This is a genomic window from Pseudomonas sp. PDM04, assembly GCF_014851765.1.
GTDB lineage: Bacteria > Pseudomonadota > Gammaproteobacteria > Pseudomonadales > Pseudomonadaceae > Aquipseudomonas.
In genome coordinates this window covers 851,997-871,060 of record NZ_JACVAI010000003.1, presented here as the reverse complement: position 1 = coordinate 871,060, position 19,064 = coordinate 851,997, and the positions used below count along the sequence as shown (strand labels likewise).

Sequence of the window (19,064 nt, the reverse complement as noted above, 5' to 3'; positions counted from 1 at the left end):
TCAGAACCCGGGCGCGATCTGACCTTTGTAGCGGGTCAGAATGAACTGCCGCACCTCCTCCGAATTCAGCGCCTTGGCCAGTTTCTGCAGGCCCGGGTCGTTGATGTTGTCCGGGCGGGCCACGAGAAATTCGATGTACAGGCTCTTGCCCTTTTCGACGATCAACGCGCTGTTGGTGTCGATTCCGGCCTCCAGCGCGTAATTGGCGAACACGAACGCCAGGTCCACCTGGCTGACCGAACGTGCCAACAATGCGCCTTCCAGTTCACGGATCTTCAGGTGCTTGGGGTTTTCGATGATGTCGCGCTGGGTCGCCAGGGTGTTGCTCGGGTCCTTGAGCTTGATCAGCCCGGCCTCGTGCAGCAGCACCAGCGCACGACCGGTGTTCACCGGGTCGTTGGGGATCGAGACGCTGGCACCGTCCTTGAGCTCGGCGATGTTCTTGATTTTGGTCGAATAGGCACCGAAGGGCTCGATATGCACGCCCACCACCGGCACCAGGTCGGTGTGACGGGTCTTGTTGTAGTCATCGAGAAACGGCCGGTACTGGTAGTAATTGGCATCGAGGTTTTTCAGCGCCAGTTGCTGGTTGGGCTGGATGAAGTCGGTGAACACCTTGATGTTCAGGTCCACGCCTTCCTTGGCCAGGGTCGGTTTGACGAACTCGAGGATTTCGGCGTGCGGCACCGGTGTCGCACCGACCGTCAGTTTTTCGTTGGCGTGAACGCTCAACGACACAAGGGCAGCCAGAATGGCCAGGGTCTTTTTCATGTTGCGCTCCTAGGCAGATAAGGTGGCCGTCGTGGGGTGGACGTGGGGCCCGTTCGTTTTCGTTGCGTCTTTCAATCAGGGAATCGGATGTTCAGCGGCGGCTGTAGCGCGCCACCAGACGGTCACCGCTCATTTGCAGGGCCTGGACCAGGATCAACAGCAGCACCACAGTGACCACCATCACGTCGGTCTGGAAACGCTGATAGCCGTAGCGGATCGCCAGGTCGCCCAGGCCACCGCCGCCGATGACCCCGGCCATGGCCGTGTAGTCCACCAGCACGATTGCGGTCACCGTGACCGCTGCGAGCAAGCCGCCCCGGGCTTCGGGCAACAGGGTGTGGCGGATGATCTGCCAGGTGGTGCCGCCCATGGCCTGGGTCGCTTCCACCACCCCGCGATCGACCTCGCGCAGTGCGGTTTCAACCAATCGGGCGAAGAACGGCGTGCAGCCGACCACCAGCGGTGGAATGGTCCCGGGAACACCCAACGACGTGCCCACCAGAAGCGTGGTCAGGGGAATCAGCACAATCAGCAAAATGATGAAAGGCAGCGAGCGCAGCATGTTCACCAGCACCGACAGCACCCGGTAAACCCCGATGGCTTCGTGCAACTGGCGCTTGCCGGTGAGGAACAGCACCACGCCCAGGGGCAAGCCCAGCAGCACGGTAAAACCGAGGGCGGCGCCGAGCATGGCCAACGTGTCGAGGCACGCCTGGCCGATGTCCGCCCAATAAATGTTCTTGAACAGTTCGCCCATGATCACGACCAGTCGTGGCGCGGCGGTTTCACGCCGTTGAGCAGCCAATTGCCGATCACGTGGTACTTCCAGCGCACCGGGTCGTGCAAGGTGTGGACCCGGGCGTTGCGCCAGTGGCGGTCGAAATTGTGCTTTTTCAAGGTCGAACGGGTGCCACCCAGTTCGAACAGCTTGTTGCTGGCCTCGATGGCGATTTCCGTGGTCAGCACCTTGGCCCTGGCAACCGCGAGGGACGCCTGGGCGACATTGTGTTCATCAGGTGCCGAACGTGCGGCATCCAGCGCCCAACCGGCGCGTTCGAGCAGGGCTTCGGCGGCCTCCAGGCGAATGTCCAGGTCACCGACCTGAATGATGGTCAGCGGATCTTCGCTGGCCTTGTCCACACCGGCATCGATCCATGGCCGCGCAAACTGGCGGACGAAGGCAATGGTGTCCCGTAACGCGGCGCGGGCGATGCCGGCGTCGATGGCGGCGGTGGTCAATTGCGCGAACGGGCCGGCCAGGGTCGGGCTTTCGTAGGAGCGATAGGTCGGGAACACGTTGAACGCCGGGACGTGCAGGTCCTCGGCCAGCACCGTGCCGCTGGAGGTGGTGCGCTGACCGATGCTGTCCCAGTCGTCGACGATCACCAATCCCGGGGTGCCGCGCGGGACGAACGACAACTGGCCCTTCTGCTCCTCGTCCAGCGCCAGCACCGCCAGCCAGTGGGCATACAGCGAGCCGGTGCAATAGCCCTTGCGTCCGTTGATGACGTGGCCATCGCCATAGGGGCGAATGGTCGCCTGGATGTCCTGCACGTTCTTGCCGCCGGTTTCCGACAGGGCATTGGCAAAGCGATGCCCTTGCAGCGCCAGGCCAAAGAAGTGCGCCTGCTGCTCGGGAGTGCCCTGCAGACGAATGTCCTCCAGCAGGCAGTAGTGGTTCTGCGGGATCTGTCCCAGGGAGGGGTCGGCCGCCGAAATAATCGCGATCACCTGCGCCAGCACCGCGTATGACACCTGCGCTCCGCCGAACGCCTTCGGCACGCTGATCCCCCACAGGCCACTGTTGGAGTACAGGTCGACGATCTGCGCAGGCACCTGGCGCGTGCGATCGCGCTCGGCGTCCTGCTCCAGCAACGCGGCGGCGACGCGCTCGGCCACGCGCAAGGCCTCGGCCTCATCGGCGATCCGATGGGCGGCGGGAGGATTGATCGGATAAACGGCAGATTCAGGCATACATGTCTCTCGGTACCAGTGTTTACCGAGGGTATTGCAGCTTCCATGCCTGACGGCCAAAGCTCCTGTTTCCGGGCAGTTCAGGGCATCTCGGACGACGTGAACAGGCGCAAGCCAGGCATTCTGTTGCTTCACTGTTGATGGCTGAACAGTGACGCTGCGCCCGGTCGGGCACTCGGTACGTGCCAGGCGCCCTGTCCTATAGTGAATCGGCAACGCAACACCCACCACAAGAACAGGGAGACGAATCATGAGCGTCAAACCCATCCCGGAGGGGTATCCCGGCATCACCCCTTACCTGGGCATCAGAAAGGCCGCCGAGGCCATCGAGTTCTACAAGAAAGCCTTCGGCGCCATCGAAATCATGCGCCTGTCCATGCCGGACGGCGGCGTCGGCCACGCCGAACTGCGCATCGGCGATAGTCCGATCATGCTGGGCACCCCGTGTGACCAGGGCCCCTTGAGCAATCCGGATACCGCGCCGTCCGTGGGCCTGCACCTGTACGTCACGGATGTGGACACGTCCTATCAGCGGGCGATTGCGGCGGGCGGCACCGTGGTGTCCGAGGTCAAGGATCAGTTCTACGGCGACCGGTCCGGCACGCTGAAGGATCCCTTCGGGCATTTGTGGTTCCTGGCGACGCGCAAGGAGGATCTGACCCAGGCTCAGATCGAACAGCGGGCCAGGGAGATGTTCGAGCAGGGGTGATGGCCGGACGAGTCCCCCCGAAGTGGGAGCGGGCTTGCTTGCGAAGAAGGTGTGTCAATTGGCAGTTCTGTCGCTGATACACCCGCTTCGCGAACAAGCCCGCTCCCACTGTTTTTGAGGCGCCTGCAGAAATAGGAAACATTTACTTTCATATTCACTTCGGGATTTTGAACTCTCATCCGTCTTATATAGATGCAGTCGGTTCGCGTAGGCAAAAGCCACGACCGTACTTTTCATGGACCTCACGCTGGGAAGCCCGCAGCAGGGGCCCTCTCATCCCATACAAGACCCCCATCATGTCGAAGAAATCCCGTTCAAAACTCTGGTTTCTGGTTCATAGCTGGCTGGCCCTGCCGATCTGGTTTTTCGTGCTGATCGTCTGTGTGACCGGCACGCTGGCGGTGGTCAGTCAGGAAATCGTCTGGTTGGCCAACCCGCAGATGCGTGCGACCCAGCCTGCGGACGATGCGCCGCTGCTGAGCTACGACCAGATCCTGGCTGAAATGAAGAAGGCCGAGCCCAATACCCTGGTCGAATCGATCAGCCGCCCGGACGAATCGCATTTCGCCCTCAATGCCCGCGTCACCTACCCCGACGGGCGCAGCGTGACGGTCTACGTCAATCCGTACAGCGGGGTCATCCAGGGCGTTGCGCCAGAATTCAACTTCCAGGCCTTTACCCGCGCCCTGCACGGCTGGTGGCTGGTGCCTTTCACCAACGGCTACAGCTGGGGCTGGTACCTGGTGTCGTTCCTCAGCCTGCCGATGCTGGCGTCGCTGATCACCGGGCTGGTGGTGTACAAACGCTTCTGGAAGGGCTTTTTGCGCCCGACCCTGCGTCTGCGCCACGGCGCGCGGATTTTCTGGGGTGACTTCCATCGACTCAGCGGCATCTGGTCGATCTGGTTCATCGCCACGATCTCCGTCACCAGCACCTGGTTCCTGGCGGAAGCGTTCCTGTTCGACAACCAGATCTCGATTTCCACCGCCCCGGTTGCGCCGGTGGTGCCACGTGACAGCGTGCCGCTCACGACCGATGGCTCGCCAGCACCGATGATCAGCCTGGAGTCGGCCATCCAGCAGGTCAGGCAACGCATTCCCGGCCTCGACGACAGCTTCGTCAGATTGCCCGCCAACGCCTACAGCTACCTCTCGGTGGGCGGCCGCAGCTGGTACCCGCTGATTTACCAGACGGCCGAGGTCAACCCGTACACCGGCGATGTCGCCGTGGCCCGGCTGCTGTCGGACCGCTCCGGCCTGGAGCTGGTGACCGAATCGATGCGTCCGCTGCACACCGGTGACTTCGGCGGCCTCTGGATCAAGTTGATCTGGTTCTTCTTCGGCCTGCTCCTGAGCATGATGGTCCTCAGCGGCCTGCTGATCTGGACCAAACGCACCGCGCTGGCCACGGCCAACGCGCTCAAGCGCGACAAGAAGCGTTCATTGTCTGCCGAGGCCACCCCAGTCACCCGCCGCGACACCACGGAGGTCAGCCAATGAGCCTGTTCACCGCTGAAAAGCCAACCTCGGCATTGAGCCGTTTCTGGCACAAGTGGCGCTTCCACATCAACATTCTGCTGTTGCTGGTGCCGCTGGGGTTCATGCCCAAATACTTCTCCGAGGTCGCGCTGTTCCGCGGCGACACCGGCCTGGGCGAGCGCGAGGTCGGTGACGTGCAGGTCGGCCCGTGGAGCCTGCGCCTGGCCGAACTTCGCAACGAAGCACCTCGTCCCGACCCGGCCGGCTACATGAAGAGCTTCAATGCTGCGCTGTGCGACAGCTGCCGCGACCAGGTCAAGGCCACTTACCTGCGCATCGGCAAACCGCGCAGCCTGCGCGCTGCCGGGGTGATCTTCTTCGGCACGCCGTATCGCATGGGCGCGATGTTGCCCATCCCGGAAAAGACCAAGGCCAGTGACGAGCTGTGGATCACGATGGAAGGTTGGGACGGTTCGATGCATCAGGCATCCGTCCCCCTGAGCCAGGCATCCCCGGCCACCGTGGCGTGGCTGAACAAACAAGGAGGCAAACCATGATCAACGCACTTCGCCCGCTCCACACCGCATTGCTGGTGCTGTGCGCCGGCTTCAGCGCCAGCGCCCTGGCACACAACCCGATGTGCGAATGCAAGGCCATCGACGCCGAGCAGATCGAATGCACCGGCGGATTCTCCGATGGCAGCGGCGCACCCGGCGTGACCCTCGATGTGATCGGCTACGACGAAACCGTCTTGGTGCCGGGCAAGCTCGGCGCCGATTCGAAACTGACTTTCAAGAAGCCCGGCGCCGAGTTCTACGTGTTGTTCGACGCCGGTCCCGGCCACGTCGTCGAGATTGACCAAGCGGACATCCAGGCCCCATGAGTACGCCAACCACGCACGTCGTCCGCCCGGCCGGTGCCGGTCATGAAACCCTCAATGTGCTGCTGTTGTGCCTGTTGATCCTGGCGGTTGCCGGTACGGTGGTCGCCTGGCGCCATGAGTCCCAGGACACCAGCGCCATCACCAGCCATCAGCTGGATGCCCGCCGCGATCTCAGCGCTTCCGAGCAAGGCATCTATGCCGACCTGCGGGTGACGCTGGACGAAATCCATCTGCTGCGCCAGGAACAGCAAACCCTGCCGACGCCTGAAGCCCTCGCCGAAGAGGGTTTTGCGCCGTTCGCCCAGGACGCCAGTTCCGTCAGCCGTGGCGGTCATGCCTGGCAACTGCTCGACGCACGGGCGTATTTCGGCCACAGCCAGGCGCCCGCCGTGGCGGGCTCGTTCCTGATGCGCCTGGATGCGGATGACAACGCCCCCGACATCTGGCTCAACCGTGCTGCCGACCTCAAGGCGCCCGTCGACCTGACTGACGCCGCGCTGGAAAGCGCCGGCTGGCAGCAGATCGTTGCGCAATTCGACGCCGGCGTGACCCGCCAGCATCGGCATTGACCCCCTCGCCCTCATTCGAGAGAAGACCGCTTTCCCATGCCTATTTCATCTCAACGCTCTTTTTGGCGACCGCTGCTGGTCGGCCTGCTCGCCTGCCTGCTGATGCCCCTGGCCAGCGCCGACGACGCCAAGCGCCTGCGCATCGGCATCACCCTGCATCCTTACTACAGCTACGTGGCCAACATCGTCGGTGACAAGGCCGAAGTGGTGCCGCTGATTCCGGCCGGTTTCAACCCGCATGCCTATGAACCCCGTGCCGAAGACATCAAGCGCATCAGCGGACTGGATGTGATCGTGCTCAATGGTGTGGGTCATGACGACTTCGCCGACCGCATGATCGCCGCAAGCGAAACGCCCAACGTCGCCGTGATCGAAGCCAACGAGAACGTGCCGCTGCTGGCCGCCACCGGGGTCGCCGCCCGTGGCGCCGGCAAAGTGGTGAACCCGCACACCTTCCTGTCGATCAGCGCCTCGATTGCCCAGGTCAACAACATCGCCCGTGAACTGGGCAAGCTCGACCCGGCCAATGCCAAGACCTACACGCAGAACGCCCGCGCCTACGGCAAACGCCTGCGACAGATGCGCGCCGACGCCCTGGCGAAACTGACCCAGGCACCGAATGCCGAACTGCGGGTGGCCACCGTTCACGCGGCGTATGACTACCTGCTGCGCGAGTTCGGCCTGGAGGTGACTGCCGTGGTCGAGCCGGCCCATGGCATCGAGCCAAGCCCCAGCCAGTTGAAAAAAACCATCGATCAACTGCGTGAGCTGGACGTGAAGGTGATTTTCTCGGAGATGGATTTCCCGTCCACCTACGTCGACACCATTCAACGCGAGTCCGGGGTGAAGCTGTACCCGCTGTCCCACATTTCCTATGGCGAATACACCGCCGACAAGTATGAGAAGGAAATGACCGGCAACCTCAACACCGTGGTTCGGGCGATTCAGGAGTCTGGCGCATGACCGCAAAAGAAACGCTGACTGACGCCCCCTCCCCTGTGGGAGCAGGCCTGCTCGCGAAGACGGTGGACCCGTCAGCATCATCGCCAAATGATGGGCAGCATTCGCGGGCAGGCACGCTGCCACAAAGTGCCGGGCCCACCTTGGATTTCGCCGACATCAGCCTGACATTGGGCCGCACCACCATCCTCGACAAGGTGACCTTCCAGGTTCAGCCCGGCAGCGTGCATGCGCTGGTCGGCCCCAACGGCGGCGGCAAGAGTTCGTTGATCAAGACCCTGCTCGGGCAGATGCCCCATCAGGGACGCCTGAGCCTGCAATGGCCCGGCGAACCCGGCACCATTGGCTATGTACCGCAAGCGCTGGAGTTCGATCGCGGCCTGCCGATGACCGTCGACGATTTCATGGCTGCGATGTGTCAGCGGCGTCCGGCGTTCCTCGGGCTGAGCAAGCACTATGCGGCCGCCATCGGCGACGCGCTGGAGCGGGTCGGCATGCAGGATAAACGCAAGCGGCGCATGGGCGCGTTATCCGGTGGCGAGCGTCAGCGGGTATTGCTGGCGCAGGGGCTGATCCCGGCGCCGCAACTGCTGGTGCTGGACGAACCGATGTCAGCCCTCGATGAGGCAGGCATCCAGGTGTTCGAGCGTTTGCTGGGCGACTGGCGCCAGAGCGGCATCACCGTCCTGTGGATCGAACATGACCTGGAAGCGGTCGGGCGTCTGGCCGATCGCGTCACCGGCCTCAATCGCCGGGTGCTGTTCGATGCCACGCCCAAGCAGGCATTGACCCCGGACACCCTGATGACCCTGTTCTCCACCCACCCACGGAGCGCTGCCTGATGAGTTACGAAGCCTTTCGCTTGATGGTCCAGGGCTGGGCGTCATCGGGTTACCTGCCGGAGGCGCTGGCCTATGGGTTCGTGGTCAACGCCCTGCTCGCCGGCTTGCTGATCGGCCCGGTGCTGGGCGGCCTCGGCACGCTGGTGGTGGTCAAGCGCTTCGCGTTCTTCTCGGAAGCCGTGGGGCACGCAGCCTTGACCGGCGTGGCCATCGGCATTCTGCTCGGCGAGCCCTACACCGGGCCTTACGGCAGCCTGTTCGGCTACTGCCTGTTGTTCGGCATCCTGCTCAACTACCTGCGCAACCGCACAGGCCTGGCGCCGGACACGCTGATCGGGGTGTTCCTCTCCGTGTCTTTGGCCCTGGGCGCAAGCCTGTTGCTGGTGCTGGCGGGCAAGATCAACGTGCACATCCTGGAAAACGTACTGTTCGGCTCGGTGCTGACGGTCAACGGCAATGACCTGCTGGTGCTGGCCATCGTCGGCTCACTGGTCATGGCCCTGGCATTGCCGCTGTACAACCGCATCATGCTCGCCAGTTTCAACCCGCAATTGGCGGCGGTCCGCGGTGTGGCGGTGAAGGCCCTGGATTACCTGTTCGTGATCCTGGTGACGCTGATCACCGTCGCGGCGGTGAAAGTCATCGGCGCGATTCTGGTCGGTGCGTTGCTGGTGATCCCGGCCGCCGCAGCGCGTTTGCTCAGCCAGTCGCTGAAGGGTTTTTTCTGGTGCTCTGTGCTGATTGCCACGGTCAGTACCCTGTGCGGAATTCTCGCGCCGATCGTCTTTGACCTGCCGATCCCGTCCGGTGCCGCAATCATTCTGATGGCCGGTATCGCCTTCGCCCTGGCCGCCATTGCGCGCGGCGTCGTCCCCAGCCTGAAAGGGAATCTTGGATAAATGTCATTTTCTCTGCGTCAACTGACACTGGCCGTCGCCCTGTGCGGGCTGGCCAACACCACCTTTGCGGCAGACAGCGCCAAACCGCTGCACGTGCTGGCGTCCCTGCCGATCACCTACGGCCTGGGCGAGGTCTTGCTCAAGGGCACCCACTTCAATCTTGAACGCGCCGCGCCGGCGAACCTGCCCGGCAGCCGCCAGAGTGCCTACTTCACGGGCCGTGGCGCACCGGCACTGGCCAAACTGGCGACCGACGCCGATGCGGTGATCGGCGTACGCTCGTTGTGGGCCGATGACTCGCTGTACCCGATTTCACGTCGCAGCAACATCCGCATCGTAGAAATCGATGCCGCGCGTCCGGTGGACGGCGCCCTGCCCGGCATTGCCGTACAGCCGGGCAACAAGGTCGACGGCCTGAACAGCCAGCCATGGCTGTCCAGCAACAACATGGGGCGCATGGCGGACGTCATGGCAGCGGACCTGGTGCGCCTGGCGCCCGCCGAAAAGCCGACCATCGAAACCAACCTGGCGGCGCTCAAGCAGCGTTTGCTCAAGTTCAGCGCCGACAGCGAAGCACGGCTGGCCAGCGCCGACAACCTGAGCGTGATGAGCCTCAGCGACCACTTCGGCTATCTGGTTGGCAGCCTCAACCTTGAACTGATCGGCGTCGATGCCCGCCCGGATGCCGAGTGGACGCCAGAGTCGCTGAAACAATTGACGGCGACGCTCAAGGACAATGACGTGGCGGTGGTGATGCACCATCGGCAGCCATCGGACGCGGTGAAAACCGCCATTACCGAAGCTGGCAGCCGACTGGTGGTGCTGAGTATCGATGCTGCAGACCCGGTGGCCGAACTGGAAGGCAATGTGGATCTGGTGATCAAGGGGTTGAGTGGGGCTTGAGGCCCCGATCCTCGCAGGAGCGAGCAAGCTCGCTCCTACAGGCATGGTGTTGGCAATAACAAAAAGCCCGCTGACCTCATCGGTCCAGCGGGCTTTTTTTGTGTGGCGACGTCAGTGCGCCACAGTCGCCTGCTCTTCCATCTTTTTGCGCAGGCTCAACGGGCGCATGTCCGTCCAGGTTTCCTCGATGTAGGCCAGGCATTCCTTTTTCGGGCCGCTCTTGCCCACGGTGCGCCAGCCTTCGGGCACGGCTTTGTAGTCCGGCCAGATCGAGTATTGCTCTTCATGGTTGACCACCACCTGGAAGAGGATGTCCTCGCGGTCGAATACTGAAGTCATGGTGTCTCTCCATCGCTGTTGGGTGGGCTGCGCCGTGTGCGCAGCCGTTATGTAGAAAGAACGTTCCGGGGGCCGGAAAATTTAGAGGCTGGCAGTGGCGGCGGCCATCGCCCGGCCGAAAATCTCTGCCACCTGATCGATCTCCGCTGCGGTGATGATCAATGGCGGCAGGAAACGCACCACGCCACCATGGCGCCCGCCCAGCTCGAGAATCAGCCCGCGCTTGAGGCACTCACGCTGCACCAGCGGCGCCAGGCGCCCGAACACCGGTGGGTGACCCAGCGCATCCGGCGTGCCCGTCGGGTCGACCAGTTCCACGCCAAGCATCAGGCCGCGACCGCGAATGTCGCCCAGTTGCGGGAAGTCGCGTTGCAGGATGCGCAGGTGTTCGCTCAGGCGTTCACCCATGGCCGCTGCGTGCTCGCACACCTTGTGCTCGACCAGATAACGCATCACGGCGGAACCGGCGGCCATCGCCATCTGGTTGCCACGGAAGGTCCCGGCATGGGCGCCCGGCAGCCAGGTGTCGAGCCCGTCACGGTAGACCACCACCGCCAGGGGCAGGCTGCCCCCGATGGCCTTGGACATCACCACGACGTCCGGAATAATGCCGGCGTGCTCGAAGGCGAACATCCTGCCGGTACGGGCAAACCCACTCTGGATTTCGTCGACGATCAACGCCACGCCGGCTTTCTCGGTAATGCGGCGCAAGCCACGCAACCAGTCGAGGTCCGCCGGGATGACCCCGCCCTCGCCCTGCACCACCTCCACGATCACGGCGGCCGGCAACTGCACGCCGGCCTCGGGGTCGTTCAGCAGGTTTTCCAGGTAGCTGAGGTTGGCCTGTACGCCTTGCGCGCCACCGAGGCCGAACGGGCAACGGTAGTCGTAGGGATAAGGCATGAACTGCACGCCACTGCCGAGCAGGGCCCCCAACGGTTTTTTCGGCCCCAGGCTGCCCATCAGGCTCAGCGCGCCCTGGCTCATGCCGTGATAGCCGCCCTGGAACGACAGCACGGTGCTGCGCCCGGTGGCCGTGCGCACCAGCTTCAACGCCGCTTCCACCGCATCGGTGCCGGTCGGGCCACAGAACTGGATTTTCGCTTGCGCGGCCAGTGCGGGCGGCAGCAAGCTGAACAGGTCCTGGACGAACTGGTCCTTGACCGGGGTGGTCAGGTCGAGGGTGTGCAAGGGCAGCTCATCGGCCAGCACTTGCTGGATCGCTTCGATCACCACTGGGTGATTGTGCCCCAGGGCCAACGTCCCGGCGCCGGCCAGGCAGTCGATGAAACGGCGGCCTTCGACGTCTTCGACGTGGATGCCTTTGGCGCGCTTGAGCGCCAGGGGAATGCGCCGCGGGTAGCTGCGGGCGTTCGATTCCTGTTGGCTCTGGCGTGCCAGCAGCGGTGATTCACTGAACTGATAAAGCGTCTCGGCAGGCGCCGGAGCGGTCCGGGCCGACTGATCTTCCATAAGGCTGGTAGCGACTGACATCTCTCGACCCTCAATAGGTTTTCCTGTTCTGGAAACGCATCAGCGCGCTGAGGATTTAGCCCCTTGATCGGCTTTCTCTGACAGAGGCGTGAGTGCCTTGTGCATGGGTATGGCGTGGAGCCCGGCGGCGGTGAAGGCTTCAGCGCAGGGTCGATAGCCGAGGTGACGGTAAAATGTTTCGCCCGTGCGGGTACTGTTGAGGCGAACTTCCATCAAGCCCTGCTCGATCAGCCAGCCTTCCAGATCGTGCACCAGCGCCCGCCCGGCGCCACGGCGAAACCATTCTGGCAGCACGTAAAGGAGCGCCAGCCGGCCATCGAGGGTGGCCATCGCCGCGCCAACTGGTTTGTCCTTTAACAGGGCGAGATTCAGGTACAACCGGGGGTCGGCCAGCCACGGCTGGATGTGCGTGATGGATTTGTTGCGGGTCCAGGTGGCGACGGTCTGTGGGTCGTTACGATGGTCAAGCGCGCAGCCAATGCGGATCGAATGTTCGATGATGCGGCTGATGATGCCGGCGTCGGCGGCGGTTGCCTTGCGGATGTGCACGGGTGCTTCCATGGTGCCATTACCTCAATCCATTGAGAAAAAGCAGGTCGCGACAATAGCGCCGGTGGCGAGGGCAAGGCCAATGGAGAGGCGTTACATTTGATGTGCAACACACAATCAGTGTGGGAGCGGGCTTGTGCGGATTTCAGATGGGCTGCAACGGCATCGTCAGCTCGACCCGCAAGCCGTCCGGCCGGCTGTCGAAATGCAGCGTGCAGCCGCAGCGTTGAACGATTGCCTGGACAATCGCCAGGCCCAGGCCACAGCCGGTGCTCTGGCCATTGCGCCAGAAACGCTGAGTCAAGTGTTGCAGGTCGTCCGCAGCGATGCCCGGACCATGGTCGCGCACCACGAACCGCACACGGTTGTCACGGGTTTCCAGGCTCAGCTCGACCGGGCCGTCGTTCGGCGTATGGCGCAAGGCGTTGTCCAGCAGGTTGCGCAACGCGGCAATCGACAGCACGGCGGGCATCTGCACCGGCGCGTGGGAGAGGGTCGCCGAGGGGTCGAAGGCGATGCGTTGGCGCTCACCGCTGGCGGCATCCTGAATCGCCAGTTTCGCCACCTGTTCGGCGCTGCACTGCACACCGTCGTCGAACGACAGGCTACCTTCCACCCGCGCCAGCAAGAGCAATTGCTCGAGGGTCCGATGCATGCGGTCGGCCCCTTCCTCGGCCCGGGCCAGGGACTGGTCACGGGCCGGACCGTCGGTCATGCGCGCCACTTGCAGGTGGGTCTTGATCGCCGTCAGCGGGCTGCGCAACTCGTGGGCCGCATCCCCGGTCAGGCGGCGCTCGCGTTCGATGGTCTTGCCGATGCGTTGCAACAGTTGGTTCTGGGTGTCCAGCAGCGGCTTCAGTTCACTGGGCAACGGCTGGATCTGCAAGGGTTCCAGGGAGTCGGCGCTGCGCCGCATCAAGGCATCGCGCATGCGGTTGAGCGGTACCAGCCCCTGGCCGATGCCCAGCCACAGCAGGCACAGGCACCCGAGCAACGCCACGCCGACCGGCACCGAGGCGGCCAGCAGGATCGACATGTTCAGGGCTTCGCGCTCGATCTGCCGATCAGCGGTGGTGATGCGCAGATCGCCCCGGGCCAGGGTGAAGCTGCGCCACGGCGCACCATCGATGATCTGATCGTGGAAGCCCATTTTCTCGGCTTCCAGGGTCTGCTGCGGGTCGGTATGGCTGCGGGCGAGGATTTCACCGCGCAACGAGCTGACCTGGCATGCCATGCCGCCCGGAATGTTCAGTTGTTCGGCGCTGAAATGGGCGCCCTCGCCCTTCGGCAAGGCCGGCAATTGCTCCATCAGGCCGGCCACCATGCGTGCTGACGCCACCAGGCGCTGGTCGAGGGAAAACATCATCTGGTTGCGCAGGTCGCTGAGCATCCAGGCCGCCGCCAGCGCCCAGATCAGGGCAAAGGCAGCCCCCAGGGTCAGACTCAGGCGCACACGCAGGCTCATCACTTCGATTCTTCTCCGCCATCGGCCGGCCCGAGGCGATAACCCAGGCCGCGCACCGTCTCGACGATGCCATTGCCGAGTTTGCGCCGCAGGTGATGGATATGCACGTTGAGGGCGTTGCTTTCCAGCTCGTCGTTGAAGCCATAGACGCTGTCTTTCAGCTGTTCGGTCGACAGCACCCGGCCCCGGTTGTGCAACAACGCCTGCAACAACGACTGTTCGCGCCGCGACAGGTCCACCGGTTGGCCGCCGAGCAGGGTTTCGCGGCTGCTCGGGTCGTATGTCAGGCGGCCGTGTTCGATCAGATTGACGCTGCGCCCCGCCACCCGCCGCAACAGGGTGTGCAGACGGGCGGCGAGTTCGCGCAAATCGAACGGCTTGAGCAGGTAATCGTCGGCACCCGCTTGCAGGCCATCGACCCGATCGGTCACCGAGTCGCGCGCGGTCAGGATCAGCACCGGAATTTCCAGGCCGCTGTGGCGCAGTTGCTGCAACAGCTTCAAGCCGTCTTCATCGGGCAGGCCGAGATCGAGCACCATCACGTCGAATTCCGCGACCTTGAGCATCGCCCGCGCCTTCGAGGCGGTATTGACGTGCTCCACGGTCAGGCCCTGCGCGGTCAGCCCGGCCACGATCCCGCTGGCGATCAGCTCATCGTCTTCGCAAACCAGTACGTGCATGGAACCTCCCGTGATAAAGACCCGAGTCAAACAGCCGCGGATTAAGCCGCAATTATGGCAAGCGACCGGGCTGACGAGAAGCACGCAGTGTTTTACCCTGATGCCGGCAAAACCCAGGACATCCGGGCTCGACGCATGGACACTGGCGGTTAATCATCGGTTAATCGCTACCCTCCACTGTGCACCCACTTGCACAGGAACAAGGCTTTTTCATGCGTCACTTCTTTCTACTGTTTATTCTGCTGATGTCGGGGTTGGTCCAGGCAGGCACCGATCCCTTCGCACCAAAGCCAGAGTTCCTGCCGGTCGACAAGGCCTTCGTCCTGACTTCCGAGCGCCTGGAATCCGGTGAAACCCAGCTGTTCTGGCAGATCGCCGAGGGTTACTACCTTTATCAGAAGCGCATGAAATTCGACGGGCTGGCCGCGCAGAACATGCCGGCCCTGCCCGAAGGCGAATCCCACAGCGACGAGTTTTTCGGCGAGCAGCCGGTGTATCGCCAAGGGCTGGAGGTAAAGATCCCGGCCGCGGCCAGCGGTCCGATCAAGGTCACCTACCAGGGCTGCGCCGATGCCGGCCTGTGTTACCCGCCGCAGACCCGGGTGATCGACCTGGGTGGCGGCGCGAGCGCAGCCACCGGCGGCGAAGCCCCGGACCAGGCCCTGGCCAGCGGCCTGCAACAACGGGCACTGGGCTGGAGCCTGCTGGTGTTCTTCGGCCTCGGGCTGTTGCTGGCCTTCACCCCTTGCTCGTTGCCCATGCTGCCGATCCTGGCCGGTTTGATCGTTGGCAGCGGCGCCACGCCCAGGCGCGGTTTTGCCCTGGCCACCAGCTATGTCGTGAGCATGGCGCTGGTGTACGCAGCGATGGGGGTCCTGGCGGCCCTGCTCGGGGCGAATTTGCAGGCATTGCTGCAAAACCCCTGGCTGCTCGGCAGTTTCGCCGCCGTGTTCGTGCTGCTGGCGTTGCCGATGTTCGGCTTCTTCGAGCTGCAATTGCCGGTGGCCGTGCGTGATCGCCTGGAAAACGTCTCACGCAATCAACGCGGTGGCAGCCTGCTGGGCGCCGGCGCGCTGGGCGCGCTGTCCGGTCTGCTGGTCGGTCCGTGCATGACCGCGCCGCTGGCCGGTGCCCTGCTCTACATCGCACAAGGCGGCAATGCGCTGCACGGCGGGTTGATCCTGTTCGCCCTGGGCATCGGCATCGGCGTGCCGTTGCTGTTGCTGGTGACCGTCGGCAATCGCTTCCTGCCCAAGCCAGGCGCCTGGATGAACCTGCTCAAGGGCGTGTTCGGTTTCCTGTTCCTGGCCACCGCGCTGCTGATGCTGCGTCCGGTATTGAACCCGTCTCTGTGGGTCGGCCTGTGCGGGGCGTTGTTGCTGATTGCCGCCTACAGCGCCTGGAAACAGTCGGAAGGTTTCACACGCGTGGCTCACCTGTTCGGCGCCAGCTCGCTGTTGCTCGGCTTGTGGGGCAGCCTGCTGATGATCGGCGCGGCAGGCGGCAGCGATGACCTGCTCCAGCCGTTGCAGGTCTACCGTGTCTCCAACGCCAGTGCCGCCGCCCGCCCGGTCGGCCACGAGGCCTTCACCACCATCAATGACCCGATCGCACTGCAACGGGAACTGGACGCCGCGCGGGCCCAGGGCCAGTGGGTGCTGCTGGATTACTACGCCGACTGGTGCGTGTCGTGCAAGGTCATGGAAAAGCAGGTGTTCGGCCAACCCCGCGTGCTGGATGCCCTGAGCGATGTGCGCTTGCTCCGGCTGGACGTCACCGCCGACAATGCCGCCAGCCGCGAATTGCTCGGCCGGTACAAAGTGCCGGGACCGCCGAGTTTTCTGTGGATCGGTGCCGACGGCGAAGAACGTCGCAGTCAACGCATCACCGGCGAGGTCGATGCCGACACCTTCCTGCAACGCTGGACCCGCACCCGAGACGCTCGTTAATGCTGACCCTGACCCTCGGCACGTTTGCCATCGCGCTTAATCACCTGCTGCTGATCAGTGCCCTGGCGCTGGCGACGTTTGTCGGCTGGCGCACGGCCAAGCGCGGTGGCGAGAACCCCGAGTCGGTGCTGTTCAGCCTGTTTCTGCTGGGCATGCTCGCCGCGCGGATCAGTTTCGTGGCGCTCTACTGGACGCACTATCGCAACGATCCATGGCAAGTGATCGACCTGCGCGACGGCGGTTTCCTCGCCCTGCCCGGGGTGATCGTGCTGCTGCTCGCCGCGTTCCATCGCGGCTGGCGTCGTCCGGGCCTGCGCCGCCCGTTGGGTTTTGGCGTGGCCAGTGGCCTGGCCTTCTGGTTGCTGGCAACTTTCTCCCTGGGCATCTACGAACAGGGCACGCGCCTTCCGGACATCGCCCTGCGCAATGCCGCCGGTGAAACCGTGCAACTGACCGACTACCAGGGAGGACCGCTGGTGATCAACCTCTGGGCCACCTGGTGCCCACCCTGTCGCCGGGAAATGCCGGTGCTCGAGAACGCCCAGCAACAGCGCCCGGACCTGACGTTCCTGTTCGTCAATCAGGCCGAAAGCATGCAAAGCGTCAGCACCTTCCTGGAAACCCAGGGGCTGAGCCTGTCCAACGTGCTGTTCGATGGCAGCGGCCGCCTGGGTCAGGCCGTCGGTTCAATGGCGCTGCCGACTACGCTGTTCTACAGCCCCGACGGTCGCCTGCTGGGCAGCCACCTGGGTGAACTGTCGGAAGCCAGCCTGGCCCGCGCACTGGAACACTTCGGTACGCCGAATTCGGCCACCCCCTCCACTTCGTCAAGGAAACTGCCATGCCCCGCCTCCGCCACCTGCTGACACTGACCCTCGGCGCAGCCCTGCTGCACCTTCCGGCGGTGCAGGCTGCCGAAGAATTGCCTGAGGCGATCAGGAAGATCGAAGCCAAGGGTGCGAAAATCGTCGGTCAGTTCGACGCCCCCGACGGCTTGCGCGGTTATGCCGCGCAGTATCAGAACCGTGGTATCGCGCTGTACCTGACGCCCGATGGCAAACATGTGTTGCTGGGTAACCTGTATGACGCCGACGGCAACGACCTGAGCAGCGCACCATTGCAGAAACTGGTGTATGCGCCGATGGCCAAGGAAGTCTGGGCCAAGTTCGAAGCCAGCCACTGGATTCAGGACGGCAACAAGGATGCGCCTCGTACGGTGTATCTGTTCAGCGACCCGAATTGCCCTTACTGCAACATGTTCTGGGAACAGGCACGGCCGTGGGTCAAGGCCGGCAAGGTGCAACTGCGGCACATCATGGTCGGCATCATCCGCGAAGACAGCCCGGGTAAATCCGCCGCCTTGCTGGCCGCCAAGGACCCGCAAAAAGCCCTGCAGGACCATGAGTCGGCGGGCAAGGCCAGCGCGCTCAAGGCCCTGAAAGAGGTGCCGCCCGCGATTCAGGCAAAACTGGCGGCGAACATGCAATTGATGGAAGACCTGGAATTGCAGGCGACCCCGGCGATATTCTACCTGGACGACAAGGGTGAACTGCAACAGCAGCAAGGTGCGCCTTCGCCGGACAAGCTGGTGAAGATTCTCGGGCCCAAGTAACTGGCCTGCCCCTGTGGGAGCGCGCCTGCTCGCCCCCACAGGAAATGCTCAGACCACCCGATTCCTCTCGCTTAGAAACTTCAGCAACGTCTCGGTCACGAACGACGGGTTCTCCAGGTTGGAGATATGCCCGGCCTCAGGCACCTGCACATACGGGCAACCGATCAGCTCCGCCATTTCCCGGGCTTCGGACGGCGGGCGCGGCTTGTCCTGATCGCCGCCCATCACCAGCGTGGTGGCGGCATTCAACTGCCCCAGGCGCGACAACTCATCCTCACGCCCGAACGTGATCCGCCCCATCGGCACAATGCTCTGACGCAGACGCTCCGCCGGCAGCGCCGCCAGTTTCGCGCGAAAGTCCCGGTACAGCGCCGACTGCGGGTCGATGCCTGGGCGGAAGAAGATCGGCACCACGATATCGAGCAGTGGCGCTGCAATCACGCCGCTGTCCTCGATCTGCTGGAGCAGCGAAAAATAATACTGGCGGGTCGGTTCGGGCTCGGCGCCGAGGTAGGTGTCCATCAACACCAGGCCGTTGAGCCGTTGCGGCGCCGACAAGGCCAGGCGCGCGCCCCACATGCCCCCTACCGACAGGCCGACCAGCGTCACCCGGTCGATGCCCAGTTGATCGAGCAAACCCAGGGCCTGGCGGGCGATGTCGTCCAGCGTTGCAGTGCCTTCGGGCAGTTGCCCGGATTCACCGTGGCCCCACAGGTCCAGGGCAATGACCCGGTAGTGCGGCGAGAGCGCAGCTATTTGCGGCGCCCACATGGCCTGGTCCCAAAGGTAACTGCCGGCCAGCAGAACGGCCGGGCCCGTGCCCTGGTCGATGTAGTGAAGGGGTTGTCCGTCAATCGTTACGAAGGGCATTGACTGGCTCCTCTGCCAAAAAGGGAGAAAGCAGACTGATGCGCAACGAATCGACCGTCAACGCACAAATTGTGACGAGCGTGCAGACACCATCGCTAGCGGGCTCGCTCCCACAGAG

The 19,064-nt window shown here is 63.7% G+C and carries 20 protein-coding genes and 1 pseudogene; 12 read left to right on the top strand and 9 right to left on the bottom strand.

Annotated elements, in window-relative coordinates; genetic code table 11:
• From IB249_RS15995 to IB249_RS15985, 3 genes are all read right to left on the bottom strand, one after another.
• Complete coding sequence (locus IB249_RS15995; protein ID WP_192306337.1) at window positions 1–771, bottom strand: MetQ/NlpA family ABC transporter substrate-binding protein; 771 nt, start codon at window positions 769–771, stop codon at window positions 1–3.
• Window positions 772–862: 91 nt separating this feature from the next.
• The gene (locus IB249_RS15990) at window positions 863–1,528 is read right to left on the bottom strand and encodes a methionine ABC transporter permease (protein ID WP_192306421.1); all 666 of its coding nucleotides are present in this window, start codon (window positions 1,526–1,528) and stop codon (window positions 863–865) included.
• 2 nt (window positions 1,529–1,530) lie between these two features.
• Window positions 1,531–2,745, bottom strand: a complete 1,215-nt coding sequence (locus IB249_RS15985; protein WP_192306335.1) for an SfnB family sulfur acquisition oxidoreductase — start codon at window positions 2,743–2,745, stop codon at window positions 1,531–1,533.
• A gap of 250 nt (window positions 2,746–2,995) precedes the next feature.
• Between IB249_RS15985 and IB249_RS15980 the strand changes: the two genes are divergently transcribed.
• The 9 genes and pseudogenes from IB249_RS15980 to IB249_RS15940 all read left to right on the top strand — a co-directional run bounded on the left by IB249_RS15980 (window position 2,996) and on the right by IB249_RS15940 (window position 9,988).
• The gene (locus tag IB249_RS15980) at window positions 2,996–3,454 is read left to right on the top strand and encodes a VOC family protein (protein WP_192306333.1); all 459 of its coding nucleotides are present in this window, start codon (window positions 2,996–2,998) and stop codon (window positions 3,452–3,454) included.
• 296 nt (window positions 3,455–3,750) lie between these two features.
• Window positions 3,751–4,953, top strand: a complete 1,203-nt coding sequence (locus IB249_RS15975; RefSeq protein ID WP_192306331.1) for a PepSY-associated TM helix domain-containing protein — start codon at window positions 3,751–3,753, stop codon at window positions 4,951–4,953.
• Window positions 4,950–5,489, top strand: coding sequence for a thiamine pyrophosphate-binding protein (locus IB249_RS15970; protein ID WP_192306329.1), 540 nt, complete (start codon window positions 4,950–4,952; stop codon window positions 5,487–5,489). The genes IB249_RS15975 and IB249_RS15970 overlap by 4 nt, the downstream gene beginning before the upstream one ends.
• Complete coding sequence (locus tag IB249_RS15965; protein ID WP_192306327.1) at window positions 5,486–5,815, top strand: hypothetical protein; 330 nt, start codon at window positions 5,486–5,488, stop codon at window positions 5,813–5,815. The genes IB249_RS15970 and IB249_RS15965 overlap by 4 nt, the downstream gene beginning before the upstream one ends.
• The gene (locus tag IB249_RS15960; protein ID WP_192306326.1) at window positions 5,812–6,384 is read left to right on the top strand and encodes a DUF6162 family protein; all 573 of its coding nucleotides are present in this window, start codon (window positions 5,812–5,814) and stop codon (window positions 6,382–6,384) included. Before IB249_RS15965 ends, IB249_RS15960 begins: the two co-directional genes overlap by 4 nt.
• Window positions 6,385–6,420: 36 nt before the next feature.
• Window positions 6,421–7,347, top strand: a complete 927-nt coding sequence (locus IB249_RS15955; RefSeq protein WP_192306324.1) for a metal ABC transporter substrate-binding protein — start codon at window positions 6,421–6,423, stop codon at window positions 7,345–7,347.
• Between the two features lie 109 nt (window positions 7,348–7,456).
• Window positions 7,457–8,186 (top strand): annotated as a pseudogene (locus tag IB249_RS15950) (metal ABC transporter ATP-binding protein); the annotation flags it as partial.
• Window positions 8,186–9,085 (top strand): metal ABC transporter permease, encoded by a 900-nt coding sequence (locus IB249_RS15945; protein WP_192306322.1) that lies wholly within the window; start codon window positions 8,186–8,188, stop codon window positions 9,083–9,085. The pseudogene IB249_RS15950 and the gene IB249_RS15945, both read left to right, overlap by 1 nt.
• Window positions 9,086–9,988: a metal ABC transporter substrate-binding protein gene (locus IB249_RS15940; RefSeq protein ID WP_192306320.1), complete on the top strand. Its 903-nt coding sequence runs from the start codon at window positions 9,086–9,088 to the stop codon at window positions 9,986–9,988. It begins immediately after the preceding gene.
• A 111-nt stretch (window positions 9,989–10,099) separates the two neighbouring features.
• Here IB249_RS15940 and IB249_RS15935 read toward each other — a convergent pair whose 3' ends face one another.
• From IB249_RS15935 to IB249_RS15915, 5 genes are all read right to left on the bottom strand, one after another.
• Window positions 10,100–10,327, bottom strand: a complete 228-nt coding sequence (locus IB249_RS15935) for an MbtH family protein (RefSeq protein WP_192306318.1) — start codon at window positions 10,325–10,327, stop codon at window positions 10,100–10,102.
• An 81-nt stretch (window positions 10,328–10,408) separates the two neighbouring features.
• Window positions 10,409–11,821 carry an aspartate aminotransferase family protein gene (locus IB249_RS15930; protein ID WP_192306316.1) on the bottom strand — a complete coding sequence of 471 codons (1,413 nt, stop codon included), beginning with the start codon at window positions 11,819–11,821 and terminating at the stop codon, window positions 10,409–10,411.
• Between the two features lie 39 nt (window positions 11,822–11,860).
• Window positions 11,861–12,382: a GNAT family N-acetyltransferase gene (locus IB249_RS15925; protein ID WP_192306315.1), complete on the bottom strand. Its 522-nt coding sequence runs from the start codon at window positions 12,380–12,382 to the stop codon at window positions 11,861–11,863.
• Between the two features lie 133 nt (window positions 12,383–12,515).
• Window positions 12,516–13,838 (bottom strand): ATP-binding protein, encoded by a 1,323-nt coding sequence (locus IB249_RS15920; RefSeq protein WP_192306313.1) that lies wholly within the window; start codon window positions 13,836–13,838, stop codon window positions 12,516–12,518.
• Window positions 13,835–14,515, bottom strand: coding sequence for a response regulator (locus IB249_RS15915; protein WP_192306311.1), 681 nt, complete (start codon window positions 14,513–14,515; stop codon window positions 13,835–13,837). The genes IB249_RS15920 and IB249_RS15915 overlap by 4 nt, the downstream gene beginning before the upstream one ends.
• 212 nt (window positions 14,516–14,727) lie before the next feature.
• Here IB249_RS15915 and dsbD point away from each other — a divergent pair, with 212 nt between their 5' ends.
• The 3 genes from dsbD to dsbG are packed head-to-tail and all read left to right on the top strand — an operon-like array spanning window position 14,728 to window position 18,076.
• Window positions 14,728–16,464, top strand: a complete 1,737-nt coding sequence (dsbD, locus tag IB249_RS15910; protein WP_192306309.1) for a protein-disulfide reductase DsbD — start codon at window positions 14,728–14,730, stop codon at window positions 16,462–16,464.
• On the top strand, window positions 16,464–17,330 hold the full coding sequence (locus IB249_RS15905; protein ID WP_192306307.1) for a TlpA disulfide reductase family protein: 867 nt from the start codon (window positions 16,464–16,466) through the stop codon (window positions 17,328–17,330). Before dsbD ends, IB249_RS15905 begins: the two co-directional genes overlap by 1 nt.
• Window positions 17,306–18,076 (top strand): thiol:disulfide interchange protein DsbG, encoded by a 771-nt coding sequence (dsbG, locus tag IB249_RS15900; protein ID WP_192306305.1) that lies wholly within the window; start codon window positions 17,306–17,308, stop codon window positions 18,074–18,076. Before IB249_RS15905 ends, dsbG begins: the two co-directional genes overlap by 25 nt.
• Before the next feature lie 48 nt (window positions 18,077–18,124).
• On the opposite strand, the gene IB249_RS15895 is transcribed toward dsbG, so the two are convergent.
• Window positions 18,125–18,946, bottom strand: coding sequence for an alpha/beta fold hydrolase (locus IB249_RS15895; RefSeq protein ID WP_192306303.1), 822 nt, complete (start codon window positions 18,944–18,946; stop codon window positions 18,125–18,127).
• Window positions 18,947–19,064 lie beyond the last annotated feature (118 nt).

Coding starts and splice junctions, on each gene's coding strand:
- IB249_RS15980 (WP_192306333.1), top strand. CDS start 2,996: ATGAGCGTCAAACCCATCCCGGAGGGGTATCCCGGCATCACCCCTTAC.
- IB249_RS15905 (WP_192306307.1), top strand. CDS start 16,464: ATGCTGACCCTGACCCTCGGCACGTTTGCCATCGCGCTTAATCACCTG.
- IB249_RS15975 (WP_192306331.1), top strand. CDS start 3,751: ATGTCGAAGAAATCCCGTTCAAAACTCTGGTTTCTGGTTCATAGCTGG.
- dsbD (WP_192306309.1), top strand. CDS start 14,728: ATGCGTCACTTCTTTCTACTGTTTATTCTGCTGATGTCGGGGTTGGTC.
- IB249_RS15960 (WP_192306326.1), top strand. CDS start 5,812: ATGAGTACGCCAACCACGCACGTCGTCCGCCCGGCCGGTGCCGGTCAT.
- IB249_RS15895 (WP_192306303.1), bottom strand. CDS start 18,946: ATGCCCTTCGTAACGATTGACGGACAACCCCTTCACTACATCGACCAG.
- IB249_RS15990 (WP_192306421.1), bottom strand. CDS start 1,528: ATGGGCGAACTGTTCAAGAACATTTATTGGGCGGACATCGGCCAGGCG.
- IB249_RS15955 (WP_192306324.1), top strand. CDS start 6,421: ATGCCTATTTCATCTCAACGCTCTTTTTGGCGACCGCTGCTGGTCGGC.
- IB249_RS15970 (WP_192306329.1), top strand. CDS start 4,950: ATGAGCCTGTTCACCGCTGAAAAGCCAACCTCGGCATTGAGCCGTTTC.
- IB249_RS15925 (WP_192306315.1), bottom strand. CDS start 12,382: ATGGAAGCACCCGTGCACATCCGCAAGGCAACCGCCGCCGACGCCGGC.
- IB249_RS15945 (WP_192306322.1), top strand. CDS start 8,186: ATGAGTTACGAAGCCTTTCGCTTGATGGTCCAGGGCTGGGCGTCATCG.
- IB249_RS15935 (WP_192306318.1), bottom strand. CDS start 10,327: ATGACTTCAGTATTCGACCGCGAGGACATCCTCTTCCAGGTGGTGGTC.
- IB249_RS15930 (WP_192306316.1), bottom strand. CDS start 11,821: ATGTCAGTCGCTACCAGCCTTATGGAAGATCAGTCGGCCCGGACCGCT.
- IB249_RS15995 (WP_192306337.1), bottom strand. CDS start 771: ATGAAAAAGACCCTGGCCATTCTGGCTGCCCTTGTGTCGTTGAGCGTT.
- IB249_RS15965 (WP_192306327.1), top strand. CDS start 5,486: ATGATCAACGCACTTCGCCCGCTCCACACCGCATTGCTGGTGCTGTGC.
- IB249_RS15985 (WP_192306335.1), bottom strand. CDS start 2,745: ATGCCTGAATCTGCCGTTTATCCGATCAATCCTCCCGCCGCCCATCGG.
- IB249_RS15915 (WP_192306311.1), bottom strand. CDS start 14,515: ATGCACGTACTGGTTTGCGAAGACGATGAGCTGATCGCCAGCGGGATC.
- IB249_RS15940 (WP_192306320.1), top strand. CDS start 9,086: ATGTCATTTTCTCTGCGTCAACTGACACTGGCCGTCGCCCTGTGCGGG.
- dsbG (WP_192306305.1), top strand. CDS start 17,306: ATGCCCCGCCTCCGCCACCTGCTGACACTGACCCTCGGCGCAGCCCTG.